21 protein-coding genes are annotated in these 21031 nt (G+C 66.6%); 4 read left to right on the forward strand and 17 right to left on the reverse strand.

The window, feature by feature from the left end; all coding sequences use genetic code 11:
• Positions 1–2 precede the first annotated feature (2 nt).
• From BM365_RS04670 to miaA, 10 genes are all read right to left on the reverse strand, one after another.
• Positions 3–2801 (reverse strand): type I restriction endonuclease subunit R, encoded by a 2799-nt coding sequence (locus BM365_RS04670; RefSeq protein WP_093487022.1) that lies wholly within the window; start codon positions 2799–2801, stop codon positions 3–5.
• A 111-nt stretch (positions 2802–2912) separates the two neighbouring features.
• Positions 2913–3215: a hypothetical protein gene (locus BM365_RS18120; RefSeq protein WP_093487024.1), complete on the reverse strand. Its 303-nt coding sequence runs from the start codon at positions 3213–3215 to the stop codon at positions 2913–2915.
• 208 nt (positions 3216–3423) lie between these two features.
• Entirely contained in the window at positions 3424–3738 is a 315-nt protein-coding gene (locus BM365_RS04680; RefSeq protein WP_233210766.1) for a hypothetical protein, read from the reverse strand.
• A gap of 179 nt (positions 3739–3917) precedes the next feature.
• Complete coding sequence (locus tag BM365_RS04685; RefSeq protein ID WP_056881352.1) at positions 3918–5210, reverse strand: adenylosuccinate synthase; 1293 nt, start codon at positions 5208–5210, stop codon at positions 3918–3920.
• A 221-nt stretch (positions 5211–5431) separates the two neighbouring features.
• Complete coding sequence (locus tag BM365_RS04690) at positions 5432–5617, reverse strand: DUF2065 domain-containing protein (RefSeq protein WP_093487026.1); 186 nt, start codon at positions 5615–5617, stop codon at positions 5432–5434.
• Between the two features lie 91 nt (positions 5618–5708).
• The gene (locus BM365_RS04695; protein WP_093487027.1) at positions 5709–6572 is read right to left on the reverse strand and encodes a protease modulator HflC; all 864 of its coding nucleotides are present in this window, start codon (positions 6570–6572) and stop codon (positions 5709–5711) included.
• Positions 6569–7708, reverse strand: a complete 1140-nt coding sequence (gene hflK, locus BM365_RS04700; RefSeq protein WP_093487029.1) for an FtsH protease activity modulator HflK — start codon at positions 7706–7708, stop codon at positions 6569–6571. The genes BM365_RS04695 and hflK overlap by 4 nt, the downstream gene beginning before the upstream one ends.
• Before the next feature lie 223 nt (positions 7709–7931).
• Positions 7932–9278 (reverse strand): ribosome rescue GTPase HflX, encoded by a 1347-nt coding sequence (gene hflX / locus BM365_RS04705; protein ID WP_093487031.1) that lies wholly within the window; start codon positions 9276–9278, stop codon positions 7932–7934.
• A 34-nt stretch (positions 9279–9312) separates the two neighbouring features.
• The gene (gene hfq / locus BM365_RS04710; protein ID WP_056881347.1) at positions 9313–9591 is read right to left on the reverse strand and encodes an RNA chaperone Hfq; all 279 of its coding nucleotides are present in this window, start codon (positions 9589–9591) and stop codon (positions 9313–9315) included.
• 165 nt (positions 9592–9756) lie between these two features.
• Complete coding sequence (miaA, locus tag BM365_RS04715; protein ID WP_093487033.1) at positions 9757–10713, reverse strand: tRNA (adenosine(37)-N6)-dimethylallyltransferase MiaA; 957 nt, start codon at positions 10711–10713, stop codon at positions 9757–9759.
• Between the two features lie 233 nt (positions 10714–10946).
• Here miaA and BM365_RS04720 point away from each other — a divergent pair, with 233 nt between their 5' ends.
• Positions 10947–13328: an HzsA-related protein gene (locus BM365_RS04720; RefSeq protein ID WP_093487035.1), complete on the forward strand. Its 2382-nt coding sequence runs from the start codon at positions 10947–10949 to the stop codon at positions 13326–13328.
• Positions 13329–13354: 26 nt separating this feature from the next.
• Here BM365_RS04720 and BM365_RS04725 read toward each other — a convergent pair whose 3' ends face one another.
• The 5 genes from BM365_RS04725 to rlmE form a co-directional block, all read right to left on the reverse strand.
• On the reverse strand, positions 13355–14149 hold the full coding sequence (locus tag BM365_RS04725; RefSeq protein ID WP_093487037.1) for a c-type cytochrome: 795 nt from the start codon (positions 14147–14149) through the stop codon (positions 13355–13357).
• A gap of 57 nt (positions 14150–14206) precedes the next feature.
• On the reverse strand, positions 14207–15106 hold the full coding sequence (gene folP / locus BM365_RS04730) for a dihydropteroate synthase (RefSeq protein ID WP_093489497.1): 900 nt from the start codon (positions 15104–15106) through the stop codon (positions 14207–14209).
• Positions 15106–15270, reverse strand: coding sequence for a glycine zipper domain-containing protein (locus BM365_RS17955; protein WP_175502040.1), 165 nt, complete (start codon positions 15268–15270; stop codon positions 15106–15108). Before BM365_RS17955 ends, folP begins: the two co-directional genes overlap by 1 nt.
• A 103-nt stretch (positions 15271–15373) precedes the next feature.
• Positions 15374–17299: an ATP-dependent zinc metalloprotease FtsH gene (gene ftsH, locus BM365_RS04735; protein WP_175502041.1), complete on the reverse strand. Its 1926-nt coding sequence runs from the start codon at positions 17297–17299 to the stop codon at positions 15374–15376.
• A gap of 49 nt (positions 17300–17348) precedes the next feature.
• Positions 17349–17981: a 23S rRNA (uridine(2552)-2'-O)-methyltransferase RlmE gene (rlmE, locus tag BM365_RS04740; RefSeq protein ID WP_093487041.1), complete on the reverse strand. Its 633-nt coding sequence runs from the start codon at positions 17979–17981 to the stop codon at positions 17349–17351.
• A gap of 102 nt (positions 17982–18083) precedes the next feature.
• Between rlmE and yhbY the strand changes: the two genes are divergently transcribed.
• Genes yhbY through BM365_RS04755 form a run of 3 tightly spaced genes read left to right on the forward strand, consistent with a single transcriptional unit; the run spans position 18084 to position 19402 of the window.
• Entirely contained in the window at positions 18084–18389 is a 306-nt protein-coding gene (gene yhbY / locus BM365_RS04745; RefSeq protein ID WP_093487043.1) for a ribosome assembly RNA-binding protein YhbY, read from the forward strand.
• A gap of 22 nt (positions 18390–18411) precedes the next feature.
• On the forward strand, positions 18412–18789 hold the full coding sequence (locus BM365_RS04750; protein WP_093487045.1) for an Mth938-like domain-containing protein: 378 nt from the start codon (positions 18412–18414) through the stop codon (positions 18787–18789).
• A gap of 13 nt (positions 18790–18802) precedes the next feature.
• A complete protein-coding gene (locus tag BM365_RS04755; RefSeq protein ID WP_093487047.1) occupies positions 18803–19402 on the forward strand; it encodes a D-Ala-D-Ala carboxypeptidase family metallohydrolase in 600 nt (199 codons plus the stop codon).
• Here the strand turns inward: BM365_RS04755 and BM365_RS04760 are convergent.
• Positions 19354–20223 carry an endonuclease/exonuclease/phosphatase family protein gene (locus tag BM365_RS04760; RefSeq protein WP_093487049.1) on the reverse strand — a complete coding sequence of 290 codons (870 nt, stop codon included), beginning with the start codon at positions 20221–20223 and terminating at the stop codon, positions 19354–19356. The genes BM365_RS04755 and BM365_RS04760 overlap by 49 nt on opposite strands.
• Entirely contained in the window at positions 20223–21014 is a 792-nt protein-coding gene (locus BM365_RS04765; RefSeq protein ID WP_093487051.1) for a peptidoglycan DD-metalloendopeptidase family protein, read from the reverse strand. Before BM365_RS04765 ends, BM365_RS04760 begins: the two co-directional genes overlap by 1 nt.
• Between the last annotated feature and the right edge of the window lie 17 nt (positions 21015–21031).

A 21031-nucleotide genomic window follows, 5' to 3' on the forward strand; every position in this document is an offset into this window, starting at 1 on the left:
ATTTAGGCAGCCAACCGTTCGGTCAGCTGCAGAATCTCGTTGATTTCAAGTGGGCTGAACACGCCACGGATGCCTTGCGGGTGGATGACCGTGAAGGGGGCGTTGATCAGGTCTTTCTTCTCCACCTTTTCGCGCTCGATGATGAAGCCCTTCAACAGGTCGAGGAACTCCATCTGCCGGCTGCTGAGCGTCGTGTGGGCGCGAATGAACTGGTCGAAGGCGGCGCTGACCTCGTCCGGGAAGCTCCTGAGCACTTCAATACCCAGGATGTGGCGGATGAACTGGATGAAGCGCGCCTTGCGGTTCTTGTAAACCTGGCGCAGCAGGTCTTCGGTGATGTGCGGGTGTTCTTTGTGCAGCAGTTCGGCCAGTTCGTTGGCCTCTTCGCTGCCCACTGTCTCGCCGTTCTTGATCTTCTTCAGCACCGGGTTGTGCGCGGTGAGTTCGACTATCAGGCTTTCCACCATTTCGCGGTAGCGGGTGATGCTGACCGCCTCGTGCTGCGGGCCGAACTCCACCCATTCCTTCCTGTTCAGTTCATCGGCCAGATCGAGATGCGTTTGTTGCTGGCCAGTGGATTGCTCGCGGAACTTCATCAGCGGGCCGAGTTTGGCGATCAGTTCGTCGAAGGCGTCTTCATCTGCCTTGGCCCAGTAGTGGCTGGTTTGCGCGGCGCGGATCAGGGCCTCTTCCTGCTTGACAAAGCTGACGGAGAGCGGCAGTTCGCTGATCTGCTCGACGATGCCTTCTTTGAGGGTGTCGGCTTGCTCCTTTTCCTCGCTCAAAACGGCCAGCGAGTACTCCAGCAGGTCGCGCTCGAAACGCATGGCCTTGAAGTCGGCCTCGGACACGGTGCGGAACAGCGGCTTGATTTCTGCGCGCAGGAGCTCCAGCCGGTCGTGGCTCAGGTTGATCCAGAAGTTGTCGTCGTCCAGCCGCGTCAGCGCAGCGGCGGCTTCCTTGATCACCACCGACTCTTTTGGCAGCGCCGCAATCTGCTGGCGGAGCTTGGCGATCTCCCGCTCAGCGATGTCGGCATGGCCGCTGTCCTTGGCTTTATCGATCTTGTCCAGCCGCAGGCCAACCAGTCGCACCGGCAGCGGCAACTGCGGTTTGAGCTCCTTACCCTTGGGGTTGAGCTTGAAGTATTCGAAGTTGTCCCAGCAATCGAGGATCAGAAACACTTCCTTCTCGAGGCACCAGGGCTTGGGCTTGCTGGTTTCCAGCAGGCGCGTGCCGCGCCCGACCATCTGCCAGAACTTGGTGTACGAGTAGACCGGTTTGGCGAATACCAGGTTGACGATCTCTCGTACATCGATGCCGGTATCCAGCATATCCACGCTGATGGCGATACGAGGCATGTCGTTATTGGTGAACTGATCGAGCAAGCCGCCTTTGCCGTAGACGCGCGGGTCATCCGACACCAGCACCTTCGCAAGCTCGCCGTGGTACTGCGGGTAGAGCTTGTCGAAGATTTCTTCCATGCGCCGGGCATGGGCCTTGGTGGCGCAAAAGAAGATGGTCTTGCCCGGCAGCACGCCGTTGGCGTCCTTGATGGCCTCCTCCATGAATTCGCGGACGATCAGGGTGTTAGTGCCCTTGTTGATCACCTGCTTTTCAAGCTGGGTGCCCTCGAAGTTGATGTCTTCGACTTCCTTACCTTGGAGGATCAGCTTTTTCTGATCCTCCAGGGAAATGGTGCGTTTACTGATGCCTTCCATCTGGAACTTGGTCTGAATCTTCATGACCTGGAAGTTGCAGAGGTACGGCGGCACGTTATTGACAGCCTCTTCATAGGTGTAGGCAAAGGTGGGAATGCCGTCTTCGCAATGAAAGAGCTGAAAGGTGTTGTGGTCGATGATGTCGGTAGGGGTGGCCGTCAGGCCCAGCGTGATCGCTTTGAAGTAGTCGAGCACTTCGCCGAAAGTGTTGTAGATGGAGCGATGACTCTCATCGACGACGATGAAATCGAAGAAATGCGGCGACAGGTGCTGCCCGTCGTCCCGAATGATGTTCAGCATCGTCGGATAGGTGGCGACATACACACGGCGGTCCGTGGCAATCAGCTTTTCACCCACATTAGGCCAGCGCGGCTCGTTCGGCATATGCTCCTTGAAGGCGGCCAGTGCCTGCTCGCGTAACGCAATGCGGTCTACGAGAAACAGCACCTTTTCTGCATGCCCGGCGCGCATCAAGGCATCGACCATGGCAATGCAGGTGCGCGTCTTGCCTGTGCCGGTGGCCATCACAAGCAGGAAATCACGCTTCTTCTGCTCGATGCCTTCAAGCACCGAGCGAATCGCGCGGATCTGGTAGTCGCGTCCGGCAATCGAGGTGTTGATGAATTCCTGTGTCAGCGGCTTGCGGTTACGGCGGATGTAGGCGAAGCGCTCCAGGTCGTCACGGGAGGGAAAGCCGAGCACTCTGCGTGGCGGGGCGTTCTCCAAGTCCCAGAAATACAGATCATGGCCGTTGGTGTAGAAGCAGAACGGCAGCTCACCGCCCAGCTGCTTCTGGACGTTGTAGCAGTACTGCTTAGCCTGCTCACGGCCATTGGCGGCATCACGGCTAGTCTTCTTGGCCTCGATCACTGCCAAGGGTTTTCCATCTTTGCCGAGCAGGACGTAGTCGCTGAACTGATGGCCCTGGTATTCGGTGCGTGGCTCGGCCACACCTTCTGTTGGCACAGTGAGAATGTCGAATTCTTCGATGACCTGAGTCTGGTCGTTGACGTTCCAGCCTGCTACCGCGAGCTGCTGGTCAATCAAGTCGGCTCGTGTTTGCGCCTCGGACTTAGACATGCGGTGCCCCCCCTGTGTTCTCGGTCCGCCGTCTACGCAGCGTGAACTACCGAGATTCTGTCACAGGAGGCAGGTCGGGGTGGCGCCGACGCTAGGCGCTTTTCCTACTCCTCAATCCCTCAACACCAACGTCGGGTTCTCATCGATCGTCCCATCCTCGTTGACCACCACATAGCGACCTTCGCGGTTGAACAGCACGGGGATGGGCGTCTTGAAGAGCGGGCGGCGGACGAACTTCAGGTGCCAGCGGAAGTTTTCCATCGTGTGGATGGTGGCCTGCTGCGCGGGCGTGAGGCCGGCCAGCAGCGTGGCGTCGTCGTGCTTGGGAGCGCCCTTGCGGCGCTCGGGCGTGCGGGGTGCGGCGCCGGGGGCGTCCGGGGGTGGGGTGTCGCCTGGGCGGTGCGGATCCGACATCCGGTGGGGGGCTCCTGATGGCGTGGAACGGGAACGGACCTGCCGCCGTGGCGGCAGGAGTCCACCTTGTATCGGCCGACTTCAAGAAAACGTGAGGGTCGCGTTGCCGCGTGGGGAGAGGGTTCAGCCACGGACTGCCGTGGGCGCCCTGCCCGCCTGGCGCGGGCCGATGACCGCGCACCGGCGTGCGCGGGAAGGACGGGGCGCGTCAGGCGCGCAGGACGAGCGTCTGGCTTTCGTCGAGGGTGCCGTCTTCCTGGATGACCACGTGGCGCGTGTGGTCGCGGTCGAACAGCACCGGGATGGGCGCCTGGAACAGCGGACGGCGCACGAAGGCCAACTTCCACTGGAAGATCTCCAGCGCTTCCAGCGTCATGACCTGCGCGGGGGTGAGGCCGGCGCGCAGCGCATCGCCCGACGGCGCGGGCTTGCGGCGCTCGGACGCACGCGGCGCGGCCGCGGCGGGTGCGACGGACGGCCAGGGGCCGGTGATGACGGCGGATTGGGCAGCATTGCGATACATGGGGGGCAACTCCATCGACTACGGGCGACACCTGATGTTTCTAACGGCAGGGATCGGCCGCTATTTAGGGTCGTGATGACGTTGCAAGCCGCGTGCCGAAATGAAGCGCGGGCAAGAAAAAGCCCCGCAGATGCGGGGCTTTTCTTCGCGACGGACCCGGCAGGCGCCGGGCCGGGCGATCAGGCGAACGGATCCTGCAGGACCATGGTGTGGTCGCGGTCCGGGCCGGTGCTGACGATGGCCAGCGGGCAGCCGGAGAGTTCTTCCAGCGCGCGCAGGTAGGCACGCGCGGCCGGCGGCAGCTTGTCCCACTCGGTGATGCCGTGGGTGTTCTCTTCCCAGCCCGGGAACTCCAGGTACACCGGCGTGCACTCTTCCCAACCGCCGGCATCCAGCGGCGCGTACTCGGTGCGCTTGCCGCGGTACTCGTACGCGATGCAGATCTTCAGCTTCTCCATGCCGTCGAGCACATCGAGCTTGGTGATGCACAGGCCCGAGATGCCGTTGATGGCGACGGCACGCTTCAGCGCGACAATGTCCATCCAGCCGCAGCGGCGCGGACGGCCGGTGGAGGCGCCGTATTCCTGGCCGCGGTCGCGGATGCCCTGGCCGACTTCGTCGTCCAGCTCGGTCGGGAACGGACCGCCGCCCACGCGCGTGGCGTAGGCCTTGCAGATGCCCAGCACGTAGTCGATCGCGTCCGCGCCGACGCCGGTACCGGCGAACGCGCCGCCGACGGTGGTGTTGGAACTGGTGACGTAGGGATAGGTGCCGTGGTCGATGTCGAGCAGGGCGCCCTGCGCGCCTTCGAACAGCACGCGCTTACCCTGCTTGCGCAGGTCGTGCAGGATGCCGGCCACGTCGGACTTCATCGGCTGCACGTAATCGCCGAAGGCGAGCGCTTCGTCGTAGGTCTTCTGGAAATCGACCGCTTCCACGCCCAGGTACTTGGTCAGCACGAAGTTGTGGTAATCCAGCGCGGTGCGCAGCAGTTCTTCCAGCTGCTTGGGGTAGTGCAGGTCGGCCACGCGGATGCCGCGACGCGCCACCTTGTCTTCGTACGCCGGGCCGATGCCGCGGCCGGTGGTGCCGATGGCCTTGCCGCCGGCGGCCTTCTCGCGCGCCTGATCCAGGGCGATGTGGTACGGCATGATCAGCGGGGTGGCCGGGGAGATCTTCAGGCGCGAGCGCACTTCCACGCCGGCGGCTTCGAGCTCGGCGATTTCCTTCATCAGGGCGGCGGGCGACAGCACCACGCCGTTGCCGATCAGGCACAGCGCGTCGGGGCGCAGGATGCCGGACGGAATCAGGTGGAGAACGGTCTTCTTGCCACCGATGACCAGGGTGTGGCCGGCATTGTGGCCGCCCTGGAAACGGACGACGGCACCGATTTCCTCGGTGAGCAGATCGACGATCTTGCCCTTGCCTTCATCGCCCCACTGGGCGCCGAGAACGACGACTGACTGACCCATGACGGGTAACTCCTCGCTTGGTGGCGGCCATCGGGGCCGCCGGGAAGGGTCGTGCTGGGTTTGGCGCCACTGATGCCGGCAGGCTCCATCGGGGAGCCGCCCGCCACGCCGGGCCCAGACACGGAAAAAGCCGGCGGTCTTCCCACGCAGGGAGCCCGTCCGGCTTTTGTGCATTATCCGGGTTTCCGGGGACGGGGGCTACCCTGCCCGGCGGTGATCGTTCAGCGCTTCAGCGCCCACAGGACGGTCAGGCCGAAGATCAGGATGAAACCGCCCACGGCGCGGACCTGGCCGTCGGACATCTGCAGCAGCTGGATGACCGCGCGCTTCCAGCCGGCGGGGATGGCGAACAGCACCAGGCCTTCCAGGATGGCGACCAGGCACAGGGCGGACCAGAGTTCGGGCATGGCGGGGTTCCTGGCCCGCGCGACGGCGCGGGCGACGAAAAGAAGGGGCCGGAACGGAACCGGCCGCCCTGGGGCGGCCGGCGGGGTGACCTCAGCGGTCGCTCTTCATGTACTGGAGGAACGGGTCGTCCTTGTCCAGCACGATCACGCCCTGCCCATCGGCGAACGAGGCGCGGTAGGCCTCCAGGCTGCGCTGGAAGGCATAGAACGCCGGGTCGCGGTTGGCGGCCGCGCCGTAGATGCGGGCGGCTTCGGCATCGCCTTCGCCGCGCAGCTTCTGCGCATCGCGCTCGGCTTCGGCCACGAGCACGATCTGGTCGCGGTCGGCCTGCGCGCGGATCGTGCGCGCCCGCTCTTCGCCCTCGGCGCGCAGACGGCTGGCTTCCTGCTGGCGTTGCGCGCTCATACGCTCGTAGACGTTCTGCAGCACGTTGTTGTCCGTCGGCAGGTCGACCTGCTTGAGGCGGATGTCGACGATGCGCATGCCCAGTGCCTTGGCGCCTTCATTGATCGCGGTCAGCTGCTTGGCGATCAGCTCGTTGCGGTCGCCCGAGACGAGTTGGCGCAGCGTGCGCGCGTTGATCTCGTTGCGCAGCGAGCTGGTGATGATCGGCGACAGGCGCTCGGTGGCCAGCTTGTCGTCGCCACCGGTGGCGCGGTAATACGTGCTCACGTCCTGGATGTAGCCGATGGCGATGAAATCGACCAGCACGTCCTTCTGCTCGGAGGTGAAGTAACGCGCGGGCGTCATCTCCAGCACCTGCAGCTTGGTGTCGAACACGCGCTGCGTTTCCACGAGCGGCAACTTGAAGCGCAGGCCGGGCTTGATGTCGGTGCGCACCACGCGGCCCAGGTTGAAGACCATCGCGGTCTCGCCTTCGCGCACGACATAGACCGAGCCCATCAGGCCCAGCAACAGGGCCACGGCGATACCCACCAGCAATGAAATCCTCATGGTTGGGCCTCCTCGCGGCCGGCCGGTCGTGGCGTGCGCACCGGACTGCGGATAGTGGATGGGGTGCTCTCGACCTGCGGCATGATCATGTCGGCCGGCAGCGGCGCGGCCGGCGCCGTCGCCGTGGGCGAACTGGCGCCCGCCATCGGCACGTAGATCAGCTGGCGGCCATCGCCACCGACGACCTTGCGGTTGTCCGTCAGCACGCGCTGGACGGTTTCCAGCCACAGGCGCTTGCGGGTGACGTCGGGCGCGTTCTTGTACTCGGCCTGCAGCAGCTCGAAGCGCTGTGCGTCGCCCTGCGCGCGCGCCACGACCTCGGACTTGTAGCCTTCGGCCACGGTACGCCTGCGGGCGGCTTCACCGCGGGCTTCCGGCACCACCTTGGCCGCATAGGCCTGGGCGCCGTTGATCAGGCTCTCGCGCACCTGCTGCGCACCGTTGACGGCGTCGAACGCGGGCTGCACTTCTTCCGGTGGACGGGCGTTGAGCATTTCCAGCGTGGTGACGATCAGACCCGTCTTGTACGCGCCCAGCGATTCCTGCAGGCGCAGCTTCGCGGCATCGGCCATGGGGCCGCGCTGGTTGATGACGGCATTGAAGTCCGAACGGCCGACCTGCTCGCGCACGGCACTCTGCGCCGCCTGCTCCAGCACGGCCACCGCTCCACGCGTGCCATACAAGTACAGCTGCGGATCGCTGACGCGGTACTGGACGTTGAATTCGATGCGGACGATGTTCTCGTCGCGGGTCAGCACCGAGACCGTGTTGTTGAAATTGCTGAACTGGGTCGCGTTGACCTTGGTGACGCTTTCGATGGGCCACGGCCACTTGAAGTTGGGCCCGGGCTGCATGGTGCGCGCGTACTGGCCGAAGCGCAGGACCACGCCGCGCTGCTGTTCGCCGATCAGCTGGAAGCTGGAGAACAGCACCAGGATGCCGATGCCCAGCAGGACCCAGCGCAGCGGGTTGCCGCCACCGCCGCCCCCGGCGCCGCCGAGCAGGCCGCGCAGGCGGTCGATCACGTCACCCAGGCCACCGCCCTGGCTCTTGCGTGGCTTCCAGTTGTTGTTCCGGTTGCCGTTGTTGCCGGATCCGCCGCTACCAGAGCCGCTTCCAGGGGTGTTCCAGGCCATGCCCACTCCATTTGAAAGGTTCGCGCGGGCCGCGGGGCCGGCGCGTTCTCGATTCTACTAGATAGGGGCGCCCCGACCGGGAGGCAAGGCCGGGAGGTCATGGGGCGAGCACCCTGTCGTGGGAGCGACGTAAGTCGCGAAGGGCCTTACCGATCAGGCTTGGTTCCCATGCACGCCCCGTTCGCGACTTGCGTCGCTCCCACAACAACCGAACCCGGCCACCCTACTGCCAGTCTTCCGCTTCCGCCGGCGGCAACAGCGCTTCCAGCGGATGGCCGCCGGCCTGCGAGGCCAGGCGCTGCGCGTCGGCCAGAGCAAGGTCGACGGTGACGCGCCAGCCGTGTTCGTCGAAATCCTCCGACAGCACGGCGCCGAGCGCGTGCAGGCGCGAACGCAGGCGGGCCGAGTGCGCAGGCAGGTGCAGTTCGCCGCGCACGCGCTGGAAGCCCAGCCGCTGCGCCAGCGCGCCCTTGAGCAGGTCGATGCCCTCCCCGTCGCGCGCCGAAATCCACACGCGTTCGCGCGCGCGGCCGATGCCGACGGCGTCGCCGCCTTCTTCGCCGGCGTCCGGATCGGGCTGGTCGTGGCGCGGCTCGGCGCCTTCGATGCGGTCGATCTTGTTGAACACCAGCATCTGCGGCAGGTCGCCGGCGCCGATTTCCTGCAGCACTTCATCGACCTGGGCAATGCGTTCCTCACGGTGCGGATCGGCGGCGTCGACGATGTGCAGCAGCAGGTCGGCTTCGCGCGCCTCGCTCAGGGTGGAACGGAACGCAGCCACCAGTTCGTGCGGCAGGTCGCGCACGAAGCCGACGGTGTCGGCGAGCACCACGGCACCGCCGGGCAGATCGATGCGGCGCACAGTGGGGTCCAGCGTGGCGAACAACTGGTCGGCCGCGTAGGCCTCCGCGCCGGTCAGCACGTTGAACAGGGTGGACTTGCCGGCGTTGGTGTAGCCCACCAGGGCGACGCGCGGCAGTTCGCTGCGCACGCGGGCGCGACGCATCTGGGTGCGCTGCACTTCCACTTTCTCGAGCCGCTTCTGCAACTGCTCCACGCGCTTCTGCAGCAGGCGGCGATCGGTTTCCAGCTGGGTTTCGCCGGGGCCTCGCAGGCCGATGGAACCGCCGCGCTGGCGCTCCAGATGGGTCCAGCCGCGGATCAGCCGGGTGGCCATGTGGCGCAGCTGTGCCAGCTCCACCTGCAGCTTGCCTTCGTGGCTGCGTGCGCGCTGGGCGAAGATGTCCAGGATCAGCCCGGTGCGGTCGAGCACGCGGCGCTGCAGGAGTTTTTCCAGGTTGCGTTCCTGGCCCGGCGACAGCGGGAAGTTGACCAGGATCAGGTCGGCGCCGGTCGCATCGGCGGCCGCCTTCACTTCGTCCAGCTTGCCGCTGCCGATCAGGGTGGACGGATTGGGACGGTCGATGCGCGCGGTGATCAGCGCGGCGATGCTGGCGCCCGCCGAGCGCGCCAGGTCGCTGAATTCCTCGGTGATGCCGTCGTCCAGACGGCCGCTGGCATACGGCTGGATCAGCAGCGCATGCTCGCCCTTGCGGGATCTTTCAAACAATGGGGTCGTGCCTCTTCAAACGAGGCACGCATTATCACGCGGTTTCGTCGTCGCCGCCTTCCGCGCCGTCTTCACCCTGCTGCACGTAGCCGCCACCGGGGCCCACGCGCACGTTGCGCGCCGGCACGACCGTGGAGATGGCGTGCTTGTAGACCATCTGACTGACCGTGTTGCGCAGCAGGACCACGAACTGGTCGAAGGATTCGATGGTGCCCTGCAGCTTGATGCCGTTGACCAGGTAGACCGACACCGGCACGCGCTCGCGCCGTAGTGCATTCAGGAAAGGATCCTGCAGGGATTGCCCCTTGGACATGACGTACTCCCGCCTTGCGTTCTTATAGTAGGTATGGGTGCTGACCCCGGTGCGGCAAACAGCTCCCCTGCCGTCCCGGAGCCCCGATGTTACACAACATCGGCCCCGGCAGGCGCCGCCAAGGCAGGCAGCCGGTCCCAGTTCCACCACGCTGCCCCCCGCGACTCATCCGCGCGGGAGGAACAGGTCCAATGCCTGCGCCAGGCGCGCGCGGTCGGTGGCGGGGTCGAACCAGCGGGCGTCCAGCTCGCCGCGCAGCCAGGTGAGCTGCCGCTTGGCCAGCTGGCGGGTGGCGGCGATGGCGCGTTCGCGGAAGTCCTGGGCATCGCCCTGCCCGTCCAGGAACTCCCAGGCCTGCCGGTACCCCACGGCACGCACGGCCGGCAGGTCCAGCGGCGTCGCCACTGCCTGCATGCCGGGCAGCGCGCGCAGCCGGCGCACCTCCTCCAGGAAATCCTGCGCCAACATCAGGTCGAAGCGTTGCGCGATCCGCGCATGCAGCACGGCGCGATCGGCCGGCGCCAGCACCAGCTTGAGCACGCGGAACGGCGGGCGTTCGCGCTGCGCCTCGCGCTGCCATTGGCTGATGGGTTTGCCGGTCAGCCGGAAGACTTCCAGCGCACGCTGGATGCGCTGTGGATCGGTGGCGTGGATGCGCGCGCCCGCGTCGGGATCGATGCGCGCGAGTTCGGCATGCAACGCTGGCCAGCCGACCTGCTGCGCTTCGGCGCCGATCCGTTCGCGCAAGGCCGCGTCGGCCGGCGGCATCGCCGCCAGTCCTTCGAGCAATGCCTGGAAATAGAGGCCGGTGCCACCGGCCAGCACCGGCAGGCGGCCGCGCGCGGCGATGTCGTCCATCGCCTTGCGCGCGTCGGCAGCGAAGTCGGCGGCCGAATACGTCTGCCACGGATCGCGCACATCGAGCAGGTGGTGCGGCACGCGCGCCTGCTCGGCTGCGGTGGGCTTGGCCGCGCCGACGTCCAGGCCGCGATAGACCAGCGCGGAATCGACACTGACGATCTCGCCGTTGAAACGTTCGGCCACGTCCAGCGCGAACGCCGTCTTGCCCGAGGCGGTCGGACCCATGATGGCGATGGCGAGGGGGCGGACACCGGACGGCATGCGGGCGAAACATCGTGCGTGAGGGCGCCCAGCTTAACGCGCGACCCCACCATCAAACGCGTTCTGCGATGCCGGTCATGCTTGGCGAAGCTGGGCCATCGGGCAGGCGTGGCGCTCAGGTACAGTCGGCCCGCGTCCACAGGGGGATGCCGAGGGACGCCGATGCGCGCGATGCAGATCGTCGCGATGTCGCACACCGTGGACGTTGATGTTTCCCAGCGCGAGCCGACCGGATGCCCGTTCTCCACCTGTTTTCGCAGCGACCACTGCTGCCCTTGTTCGCCATGGCTGCGCTGCTCTCCGCGTGCCGTGCGGACGACGCCACCCATGTCGATGCGACGGCCGCGCAGGCAACAGCGACCGCATGGCCGACCGCGGCGGCATCGCCCGTGCGGGTCACGGCAGCGGCCGTTCCGACGACCGCGGTGCCGACACCGATCCTGTTCGTCACTCAGGTGCCGACGCAGGGCGATCCGTTCGCCAGCCGGATGTCGACCTTCGCCAACCATCTGCCCAGCATGGCGGCACTGCCGCGGGGCGGCGACCTGATGATCCGCTATCCCGACGGCACGCTACGCAACCTGACGAAGGAAGCGGGCTTCGGCATGGAAGGCCAGCAGGGCGCCACCGCGATCGCGGTGCGCGAACCAGCCGTGCACTGGAGCGGCACCAAGGCCGTCTTCAGCATGGTGGTCGGCGGGCCACCGCAGCGCTACGTGCATCCCACCGCGAAGTGGCAGCTGTTCGAAATCACCGGCCTCGGCCAGGGCCAGGCGGCCGTCATCACGAAGGTCGCGAATCAGCCGGCGGACTACAACAACGTCTCGCCGCTCTACGACAGCCAGGACCGCATCCTGTTCACCTCCGACCGCCCGCGCGGTGGCGAGGCGCACCTGTATCCGCAGCTCGACGAATACGAGAGCACGCCCACCATCACCGGCATCTGGCAACTGGACCCGTCCAACGGCCAGCTGCGCCTGCTCAACCATGCGCCAAGCGGTGCGTTCTCGCCCAGCATCGATAGTTACGGCCGGGTGGTCTTCATCCGCTGGGACCACCTGCAACGCGACCAGCAGGCCGACGCCGGCACCTACGGCGCCTACGATCTGGCCAGTGAAGCGTCGGGCGCCGCGAGCATCGGCCTGCAACCGGAAACCTTCCCCGAATCGCGCAGCGGCATGGACAGTGCGTACGGCAACGTCAACGGCTTCACCTACAACCTGTTCACACCGTGGCAGATGAACCAGGACGGCACCGAGGAACTGACGCTCAACCATATCGGCCGGCAGGAACTGTCGTTCGGTTACCTGCCCAAATCCTTCTCCACCGACAGCGCCCTGTCGGACTATTCCAACACCGCGCTGATCGCCAACAAGAAGTACATCCGCATGGATGGCGGCCTGTTCCAGCTGCGCGAAGATCCGACCGTCGCGGGCAGCTACTACGCGATCTACACCCGCGAATTCGCTACCGGCGGCACCAACCAGATCGTGCGCATCACGGGCGCGCCGCATCTCAATGCGGAGCAGATGGAGCTCGTCGACGCCTCACCGCCCGTCGACGGCAACGGCAACCTCGCGGGTGGCCGCTTCCGCAGCCCGTTGCCGATGAGCAGCGGCCACATGGTCGCCAGCTATACCAGCAGCCCGGCGTTCCAGGCCGGCGTTCCGCTGCGCTTGCATCAGTTGCAGACCGATGCCAGCGGCCTGCTGGTCGCGGGGCCGGCGTTGACCCCGGGCATCACCAAGAACCTGACGTGGTGGGACCCGGACAGCCAGCGCAGCTACAACGGTGTGTTGTGGGAGATCGATCCCGTGGAAGTCGTCGCGCGCACGCGTCCGCAGGTGACCACCACGCCGATCGCATCGCCGGAGCAGTCGGTGTTCGCCAGCGAGCAGGTCAACGAAGCTGCGTTCCGCGCCTGGCTGAAAGCGAACCAGCTCGCCCTGATCGTCACCCGCAACCAGACCGCGCGCGATCGCGACGACAAGCAGCAGCCTTACAACCTGCGCGTCCCCGGCGGTGTGCAGACACTGGGCGGCAGTGGACGGATCTACGAGATCTCGCACTACCAGATCCTGCAGGCCAACATGATCCGCGCCTACAACACTGGCTCGATCTACCAGCGTGGACGCCGCCCGATCGCGCAGCCGATGGCGGTCGCAGCGAATCCATCCAACGCAGGCGGCCCGGCCGGCAGCGTGCGGATCGCCGCCGATGGCTCGACCGCGGCTTTCGTGCCCGCGAGCCGCGCACTGACGTGGCAGAGCACCGATCCCGCTGGCGTGCCCGTCGTGCGCGAACGTCTCTGGGTGACGCTGCAGCCCGGCGAAATCCGTACCTGCACGGGTTGCCATGGCGAGAACGTGCGCAACCAGGCGGGCGCAGCGCCCTCCACCACGCCTCCCGAAGCCTTGCGACTGCTGTTGCGCCATTGGAAGCAGCAGAACGGTGGCGATCCGATCCGGGTCAACGGCTCGCAACCGCTGATCCGGACGCCGCCCGCGGCCACCACCCAACCGACGGCCGGCGCGCGCGTAGCGCCCGCGACCGAAGGCGCAGCGCTGACGGCGGGATGGCTGGAGAACGTGCGACCGCATCGCGCTGACCGCTGACCGCCAAGTCCAGACGCCGGCGACGCTCAGCGCGAGTCGAGGAACAGCTTCAACGCGGCGATTTCCTCATCGGTCATGACGGGATACCGATAAGCCGCCACGCCACTCATCATCCCGGTCTTCGACTTGCCTCCGGCGGCGATCTCGCCGGTGCGCATCAGCCGGGTGAACTGTTCGAGCGTGTAGGCCTTGGCGACCACCAATGAGGGCGCCGGATCGCCTTCCCAGCCGTTGAGGTCCCAGGCGTGGCATTCGGTGCAGGACGTGTAGGCCAGGTGCCGGCCAAGCGCGAGGGCCTGCGTCGGCGGTGCGGCCGGTGGTTCATGGCCCGGGTCGGGCACCATGTCGACCAGCCAGGGATGCGTGCCGTCGTTGGTTGTCCTGATGAGCGATTCGGACCACTGCCCGGCAGGAAGGGTGGGGTTGTCCACGGCCGGCAGGCCGCGCAACCAGGCAGTGATGTCGCGCACCTCGCGGTCGCTGAGGTGCTGGAACATCTTGATCGGCATGCCCCACGGCACATGACCATCGTGTGTGCGGCCTTCGCGCAACAGGGCGGTGAGCGCGGCATCGTCGTAGAGCGCGCGGCGCTGGGTGAGGTTGGGTGCGACGATGCGGCCGAGTTCCGGGTTCTCCTGGAATACCTCACCGGCCCCGTGGGGCCCATGGCAACCGTTGCAGCCGACGCGCGTGGCGACGCGCAGGCCTTCCACGGGATCGCCCGCCGGCGGCGCGGGTGCCGACACCACGGGCGGTGACGGCGGCGCGCGGCTGCATGCGACCAACGACAGGCACAGCAGGACCAGCGATGCGACGCGCATGGACGACTCCCCTCCCCGACGCTGATGCCAACGCGGCGGGCGGCCTGCGCCGGCCAGTCAGTCGTCGTCGGGCCAGCGGATGGTCGGCGTGGCCGCGGCCTTGCGGGGCGCGGGCACGGCAGCGACGGCGTTCCAGATTTTCAGTGCATCGACCGTGGCGGCGACATCGTGCACGCGCACGATCAAGGCGCCACGCTGCGCGGCGATCAGGTGCGCCGCTACGGAACCGGCGGCACGATCCGCCGGCACGTCGCGGCCGGTCAGTTCGCCGATGCTGCGCTTGCGCGATAGCCCCGCCAGCACCGGCACGCCGAGCTCGACGAAGCGCTCGAACTGCGCGAGCAGCTGCAGGTTGTGCGCGGTGTCCTTGCCGAACCCGAAGCCCGGATCGATGACGATGCGCTTCTTCGGAATGCCCGCCATCTCGGCGGCGAAGATGCGCTCGGCCAGGAAGCGATGCACGTCGCCGACCACGTCGTCGTACTGCGGCGCGGCCTGCATCGAACGCGGTTCGCCCTGCATGTGCATCAGCACCACCGGCACGTCGAGCGCGGCGGCGGCATCGAGTGCGCCGTCGCGGCGCAGGCCGTAGACATCGTTGATCATCCCGGCGCCGGCCTGCACGGCGGCGCGCATGACCTCGGGCTTGGAGGTGTCGATGCTGATCGGCACGGACACCTGTGCGGCCAGCCGCGCGATCACCGGCACCACGCGGCGCAGTTCTTCTTCGACCTCCACCTCGGCGGCGCCGGGGCGCGTGGACTCGCCCCCGATGTCGAGGACGTCCGCCCCCTCCTCCACCAGCTTCACCGCATGCGCGACGGCGGCGTCGGTCGTGTCATGCGCGCCACCATCGGAGAACGAGTCCGGGGTGACGTTGACGATGCCCATGACCTGCGGACGATCGAGCCTCAGGATGCGGCCGGCGCAATCGAGTTGGGGAACGGTGTCGAACATCATTCGGAATCCTTGGGCGTGCGCGAGGAAGAGGCCGAGAGCGCGGCGCCGATCGCCACGCCAAGGGCGAGCCAGAGCGCCAGGTTATCGGTCGCGGCGCCGACCGCAGCACCGATCGCGATGCCCAAGCCCAAGCCCCAGCCGTTGCGCTTCTTGTCCTGCATGGTGAGCCTCCCGCATGGCGGCTGCGTCATGCAGCGCATTATCCATACAAAACAAAAGACGGCCGAAGCCGTCTCTTGTGACCCACGCGTCCCGCGACGACCCTCAGGTCTGCGCGGCCGGTCCGCCGAGCGGCGGCAGCGGACGCGATTCCGGCTTGTCGTCCTTGTCCGCCTTGTTCCAACCCAGCGGTGGCGGCACTTCGCGGCCTTCCATGATGGCGTCGATCTGCGGGGCGTCGATGGTTTCGTACTGCATCAGCGCATCCGCCATCGTGTGCAGCTTGTCGATGTTGTCGGTGAGGATCTTGGTCGTGCGCGCGTACGCCTTGTCCAGAATGTTGCGGACGACCTCGTCGATCTTGCGGGCGGTGTCGTCGGACACGTTCTTGTGCTGGGACACCGAGCGTCCGAGGAAGACTTCCTCTTCCTCTTCGGCATAGGTGATCGGCCCGAGTTCCTCGGACAGGCCCCACTTGGTCACCATGTTGCGCGCCATCTTGGTCGCGCGCTCGATGTCGTTGGACGCACCGGTGGTGACCTTGTCGGCGCCGAAGATCAATTCCTCGGCGACACGCCCGCCATACAGCGTGCACAGGCGGCTCTCGATGCCAGTGCGGTTGATGCTGTACTTGTCGCCTTCCGGCAGGTACACGGTCACGCCCAGCGCGCGATCGCGCGGGATGATGGTCACCTTGTAGACCGGGTCATGCTCGGGGACCAGTCGGCCGACGATGGCGTGGCCGGACTCGTGATAAGCCGTATTGCGCTTCTCTTCCTCGCTCATGGCCATCGAGCGACGCTCGGTGCCCATGATGATCTTGTCGCGGGCGCGATCCAGGTGGTCCATCCGGACCTCTTTGGCGTTCTCGCGGGCAGCGAACAGCGCAGCCTCGTTGCAGAGGTTGGCGAGGTCGGCGCCACTGAAACCGGGCGTACCGCGCGCGATCACCATCGGCTCGACGTCGTCGGCCAGCGGCAACTTGCGCATGTGAACGCGCAGGATCTGCTCGCGACCCCTCACGTCCGGCAGGCCCACGGTGACCTGGCGATCGAAGCGGCCCGGACGCAGCAGCGCCGGGTCGAGCACGTCGGGGCGGTTGGTCGCGGCGATCACGATGACGCCTTCGCCACCCTCGAACCCGTCCATCTCGACCAGCAACTGGTTCAGGGTCTGCTCGCGCTCGTCATGACCACCACCCAGGCCGGCGCCGCGATGGCGGCCGACGGCGTCGATTTCGTCGATGAAGATGATGCACGGCGCATGCTTCTTGGCCTGCTCGAACATATCGCGCACGCGGCTGGCGCCGACGCCGACGAACATCTCGACGAAGTCCGAACCGGAGATGCTGAAGAACGGGACCTTGGCTTCGCCTGCAATGGCCTTGGCCAGCAGCGTCTTGCCGGTGCCGGGCTGACCGACCATCAGCACGCCGCGCGGGATCTTGCCGCCCAGCTTCTGGAACTTGCCCGGGTCGCGCAGGAACTCGACCAGTTCGCCAACTTCCTCCTTCGCCTCGTCGCAGCCGGCGACGTCGGCGAAGGTGACCTTCACCTGATCCTCGCCCTGCAGCTTGGCGCGCGACTTGCCGAAGGACATCGCGCCCTTCGCACCGCCGCCACCGCCCTGCATCTGGCGCATGATGAATATCCAGAACCCGATGATCAGCAGTACGGGCAGGAAGTTGAACAGGATCGCGACCAGCGAGATGCCGCTTTCAGGCTGCTCGCGGTCGATGGTGACGTTCTTGTCCAGCAGCGTATCGACGAGCTTGTCGTCCTGCGGACCATAGACGGTACCGGTGGTGCTGTCCTTGCGCTTGAAGGCGATCGCGTTCGTCGCGAGGTTGCTTTCGTTGGTGAATTTCACCGACGACACGCGCCCGGATTCCACTTCCTGGAGGAACTCGGAATAGGTGATCGGGCCGCCGGGCGTGCTGGCGCCGCCCTTCGGCGAAAAGCTCTGGAAGACCACCATCAGCACGACGGCGACGACTACCCACAGCAGGAGGTTCTTGGTCAGGTCGTTCATCCTCATCGGCTCCGCTGTTCCTCTTTCCTGTTGCGCACGTTACGTCACCTTACTTGATCTGGGCCCGCTTGCCCTGTCCCAGGGCGTACACCTCGGGAGAGCGCTTGCGGGAGGCATCCGGCTTGCGGATCGCCACCTTGTCATAGCGGCGGCGAAGCTCACGGATGTAGTCGTCGGAACCGGCGCCCTGGAACAGCTTGATCAGGAACGCCCCGCCCGTCTTCAGATGGGCGTCGGCGAACTCCATCGCAAGTTCGGCCAGATGCATCATCCGCGGCTGGTCGACCGCATCCACACCACTCTTATTGGGGGCCATATCCGACAGCACAAGGTCCACCGACGCGCCGTCCAGCATGGCTTCCAGTTGGGATAGAACGCTGTCCTCCCTGAAATCCCCATGAAGGAAGTCCACCCCGGCCAAGGGGGGCATATCCAGGATGTCCATGGCCACCACGCGGCCGCTGTCGCCCATCGCCTGGCGGACGAACTGCGACCACCCCCCGGGGGCGGCGCCCAGGTCGACCACCACCATACCCGGCTTGAGCAGGCGGTCGCGTTCCAGGAGTTCCTCCAGCTTGTAGGCCGCACGCGAGCGCAGACCCTCGGCCTGGGCCTTCTTCACGTAGGGGTCGGAGAAGTGTTCCTTCAGCCAGCGCTGGCTGCTCTTGCTGCGGGTAGCCATGGGCGGCGAGGTCTCCGGGCACGCTGCGACGGGAGCCGCCGGAGCCGTTCTGGGGGGCCGCCATGATACCCTGATCCCCCTTTTCGACCCGTACCGTGCCGCATGCCTGTAGCCCTGACCGCCGCCCAGACCCGTTTCCTGCGCGGCCAGGCCCATGACCTCAAGGCCCTGCTGCAGATCGGCAACAAGGGCGTCACCCCCGCCTTCATAGCGGAGCTGGATGGCGTGCTGGAGCAGCACGAGTTGGTCAAGGTGAAGGTGGCAGGCGAGGACCGCGAAGCCCGCGACGCCATGATCAGCGACCTGGCCGACAGGACCGACGCGGCTCTGGTACAGCGGATCGGCCACACCGCCGTGCTGTACCGCCCAAGCAAGGAACGCCGGCACATCGTGCTGCCGCGCGGTTGATCCAACGGCGCAGGCCCCCGCCATGCAGCTGAGCCACGAACTGCCCGACTACGCCTTCACTCTGCGGTCCGCCGACGGGCAGCACGCCCGGGTGAACGACCGCATGCTGGTCGCCAGCTTCATCCTGTCGCCCCAGCAACTGACCGAACACTGGTCCGCCAGCGACAGCAGCGCGCTCACGCCCGAAGATCTGGCACCCCTGCTCGCGCTGCAGCCTGAAGTGATCCTGCTCGGCACCGGCGACCGCCAGGTCTTCCCGCCCGCGGCCGTGATGGCGGCCTGTCTGCGTCAGGGCGTGGGGCTGGAAGTGATGACGAACGCCGCCGCCGCGCGCACCTTCAACGTGCTGGCCGGCGAGTCGCGGCGCGTGGTCGCCGGTTTCCTCTTGGCGCCCCGCTGATCCTGCCGCGACGATGCGTCGCGTCCTCCTGCTTTTGCTGATCTGCCTGCCGATCCCGGCGTGCATCGCCCCGGGACCCGACGAGGCCGCGCGCTACGCCACGTGGAAAGCCACGCACCACGCCGCCGGCTTGGCCGATTACGAGCGCGTGTTGAGAAAAGGCCACGTGGCGGATGTCGTACCGATGCAGGCGCTGCTGCGTTCGAGCCGCCGCTGGCGCGCCTGCGACGCGGAAGAATTCCTGCTGCCGCCACCGGACCGCGCCGCGGCGATCATCCCCACGTTGCGCGTGGTGCAACGGCTCCAGGCGTCGGGTTGGCTGGAGGGCCAAGGCATCCGTTCGGGCTATCGTTCGACGGCGCTGAATGCGTGCTCCGGCGGCAGCTCGCGCAGCCGGCACCTGCACAACACCGCACTGGATTTCGATCTGGCCAGCGATGCGCATGTGGAAGACCTGTGCCGTTTCTGGCGCGAGCAAGGCCCCGCATTGGCGATGGGTTTGGGCTTCTACACCCCGACGAAGATCCACATCGACACATCCGGCCACCGTACATGGGGCAAGGACTATCGGCGCGGAACGTCGCTCTGCATCACCCGCACCCAGACGCCGTAATGATCTGAGGGCCACGCGTCAGCGTCGTCGGCCTGGTCGAGGATGACCCGCGCATCCACGACGCGGAATGCATCGCGCTGGACGAAGACATGGTCGATGCGTTCGGGCGGATGCCCCAAGTGGGTGTTCAGCGTGGTGTGTGCAGGCGTGTTGGTGTCCTGGTGCGCATGTGCGCCTGCATACGTCTCGACGAACGTCGCCTTCAACGCGGTCAGTTCCGGCGTGTCGGAACGCGTGTTGAAATCGCCGCCAAGCACGGAGGGCACATCGCCCGCAGTCGCTTCGATCAGTTCCAGCACGCCTGCGACCTGCTCGGCGCGAATCGCGCCGCCTTGCGGCGTATGGTGCAAGTGGGTGACATAGAGGTTCAACGGCCGGCCCTGCACCGTAGCGCGGACCCAGCCCGCATTACGGTAGTCGTCCAACGGGGCCAGCTTCACTTCGCGGGATGCCTCGATCTTTCCCCTGACCAGGATCGCGTTGCCATAGCGCCGCGCCTGCGAAGGCGCATCAACGGAGAAGAACCGGTAGTCGTAGCCCAGTCGCGACGCCAGGACCTGCGCCTGGTTGGGTAGTGCGACGTCCTGCAGCACTTCCTGCAACACGATCACGTCGGGTGCGAGGGTGCGCAGTTCGGCCACGATCATGTCCTGCCGATGCGGCCAGTCCTGCTTGTCGTGCCAGAGATTCAACGTGACCACGTCGAGCGGCCTGTCCGCCCCGTTTTCGCGATGCGTTGTCGACGCACACCCTGCCAGCACGAGCGCTGACGCCAGCAGCAGCGCCGCCATGAAGCGCACGCTCCGCGCCGAACCAGGCATCAGCGCGCCGGCAGGTACTGCAGCGGATCGACCGGCTTGCCGTTGTGGCGGATCTCGAAGTGCAGCATCTCGCGCGACGCGCCGCTGCTGCCCATCTCGGCGATCTGCTGGCCAGCCTTCACGCTCTGCCCTTCATTGACCAACCGCTTGCGGTTATGGCCGTAGGCGGACAACCACTGCTCGTTGTGCTTGACGATGATGAGCTCGCCATAGCCGACCAGACCGGCGCCGGAATACACCACCACGCCATCGGCGGCGGCGCGTACCGCCTGGCCGTTGCTCCCTGCGATGTCGACGCCCTGCTTGGTGGCATCGCCGTTGACGAACCGGCCGATGAGATGGCCGTCGGCCGGCCAGCGCCAGGCGAACCCGCTGTTCGCAGGTGCCGGTGTCGCGGCGGGGCGCGTGATCGGTGCCGGCGGCGGCGTGGGTCGCGTCGTCGTGCCGGTCGCGGGCCGTGTCGGCGTGGTGGTGGTCGCCACAGGGCGGCTACCGGAAGCCGGATAGAGCTTGAGCGACTGGCCGGGGTAGATCGTGTACGGCGGCGCGATGCCGTTCCAGGCCGCGAGGTCCTTCACGTCCACGCCGTTGCGGAACGCGATGCCGTACAGCGTGTCGCCGCGCTGCACGCGCACGGTGGCGCCCGGCTTGGCCTGCGAAGGTTTGCGGGTGGACGACGACGAGGTGGGTTCGCGCACCACCGTGGTGGAGCACGCCGCGAGCGTCGCGATGGCGAGACCGATCAGGAGGGCGCGCACCATGCGGGTGCCGGAGTGGTGCGTCGTAGTCATGCGTTCTCGTCGTTTCC

The organism is Pseudoxanthomonas sp. YR558 (assembly GCF_900116385.1).
GTDB lineage: Bacteria > Pseudomonadota > Gammaproteobacteria > Xanthomonadales > Xanthomonadaceae > Pseudoxanthomonas_A.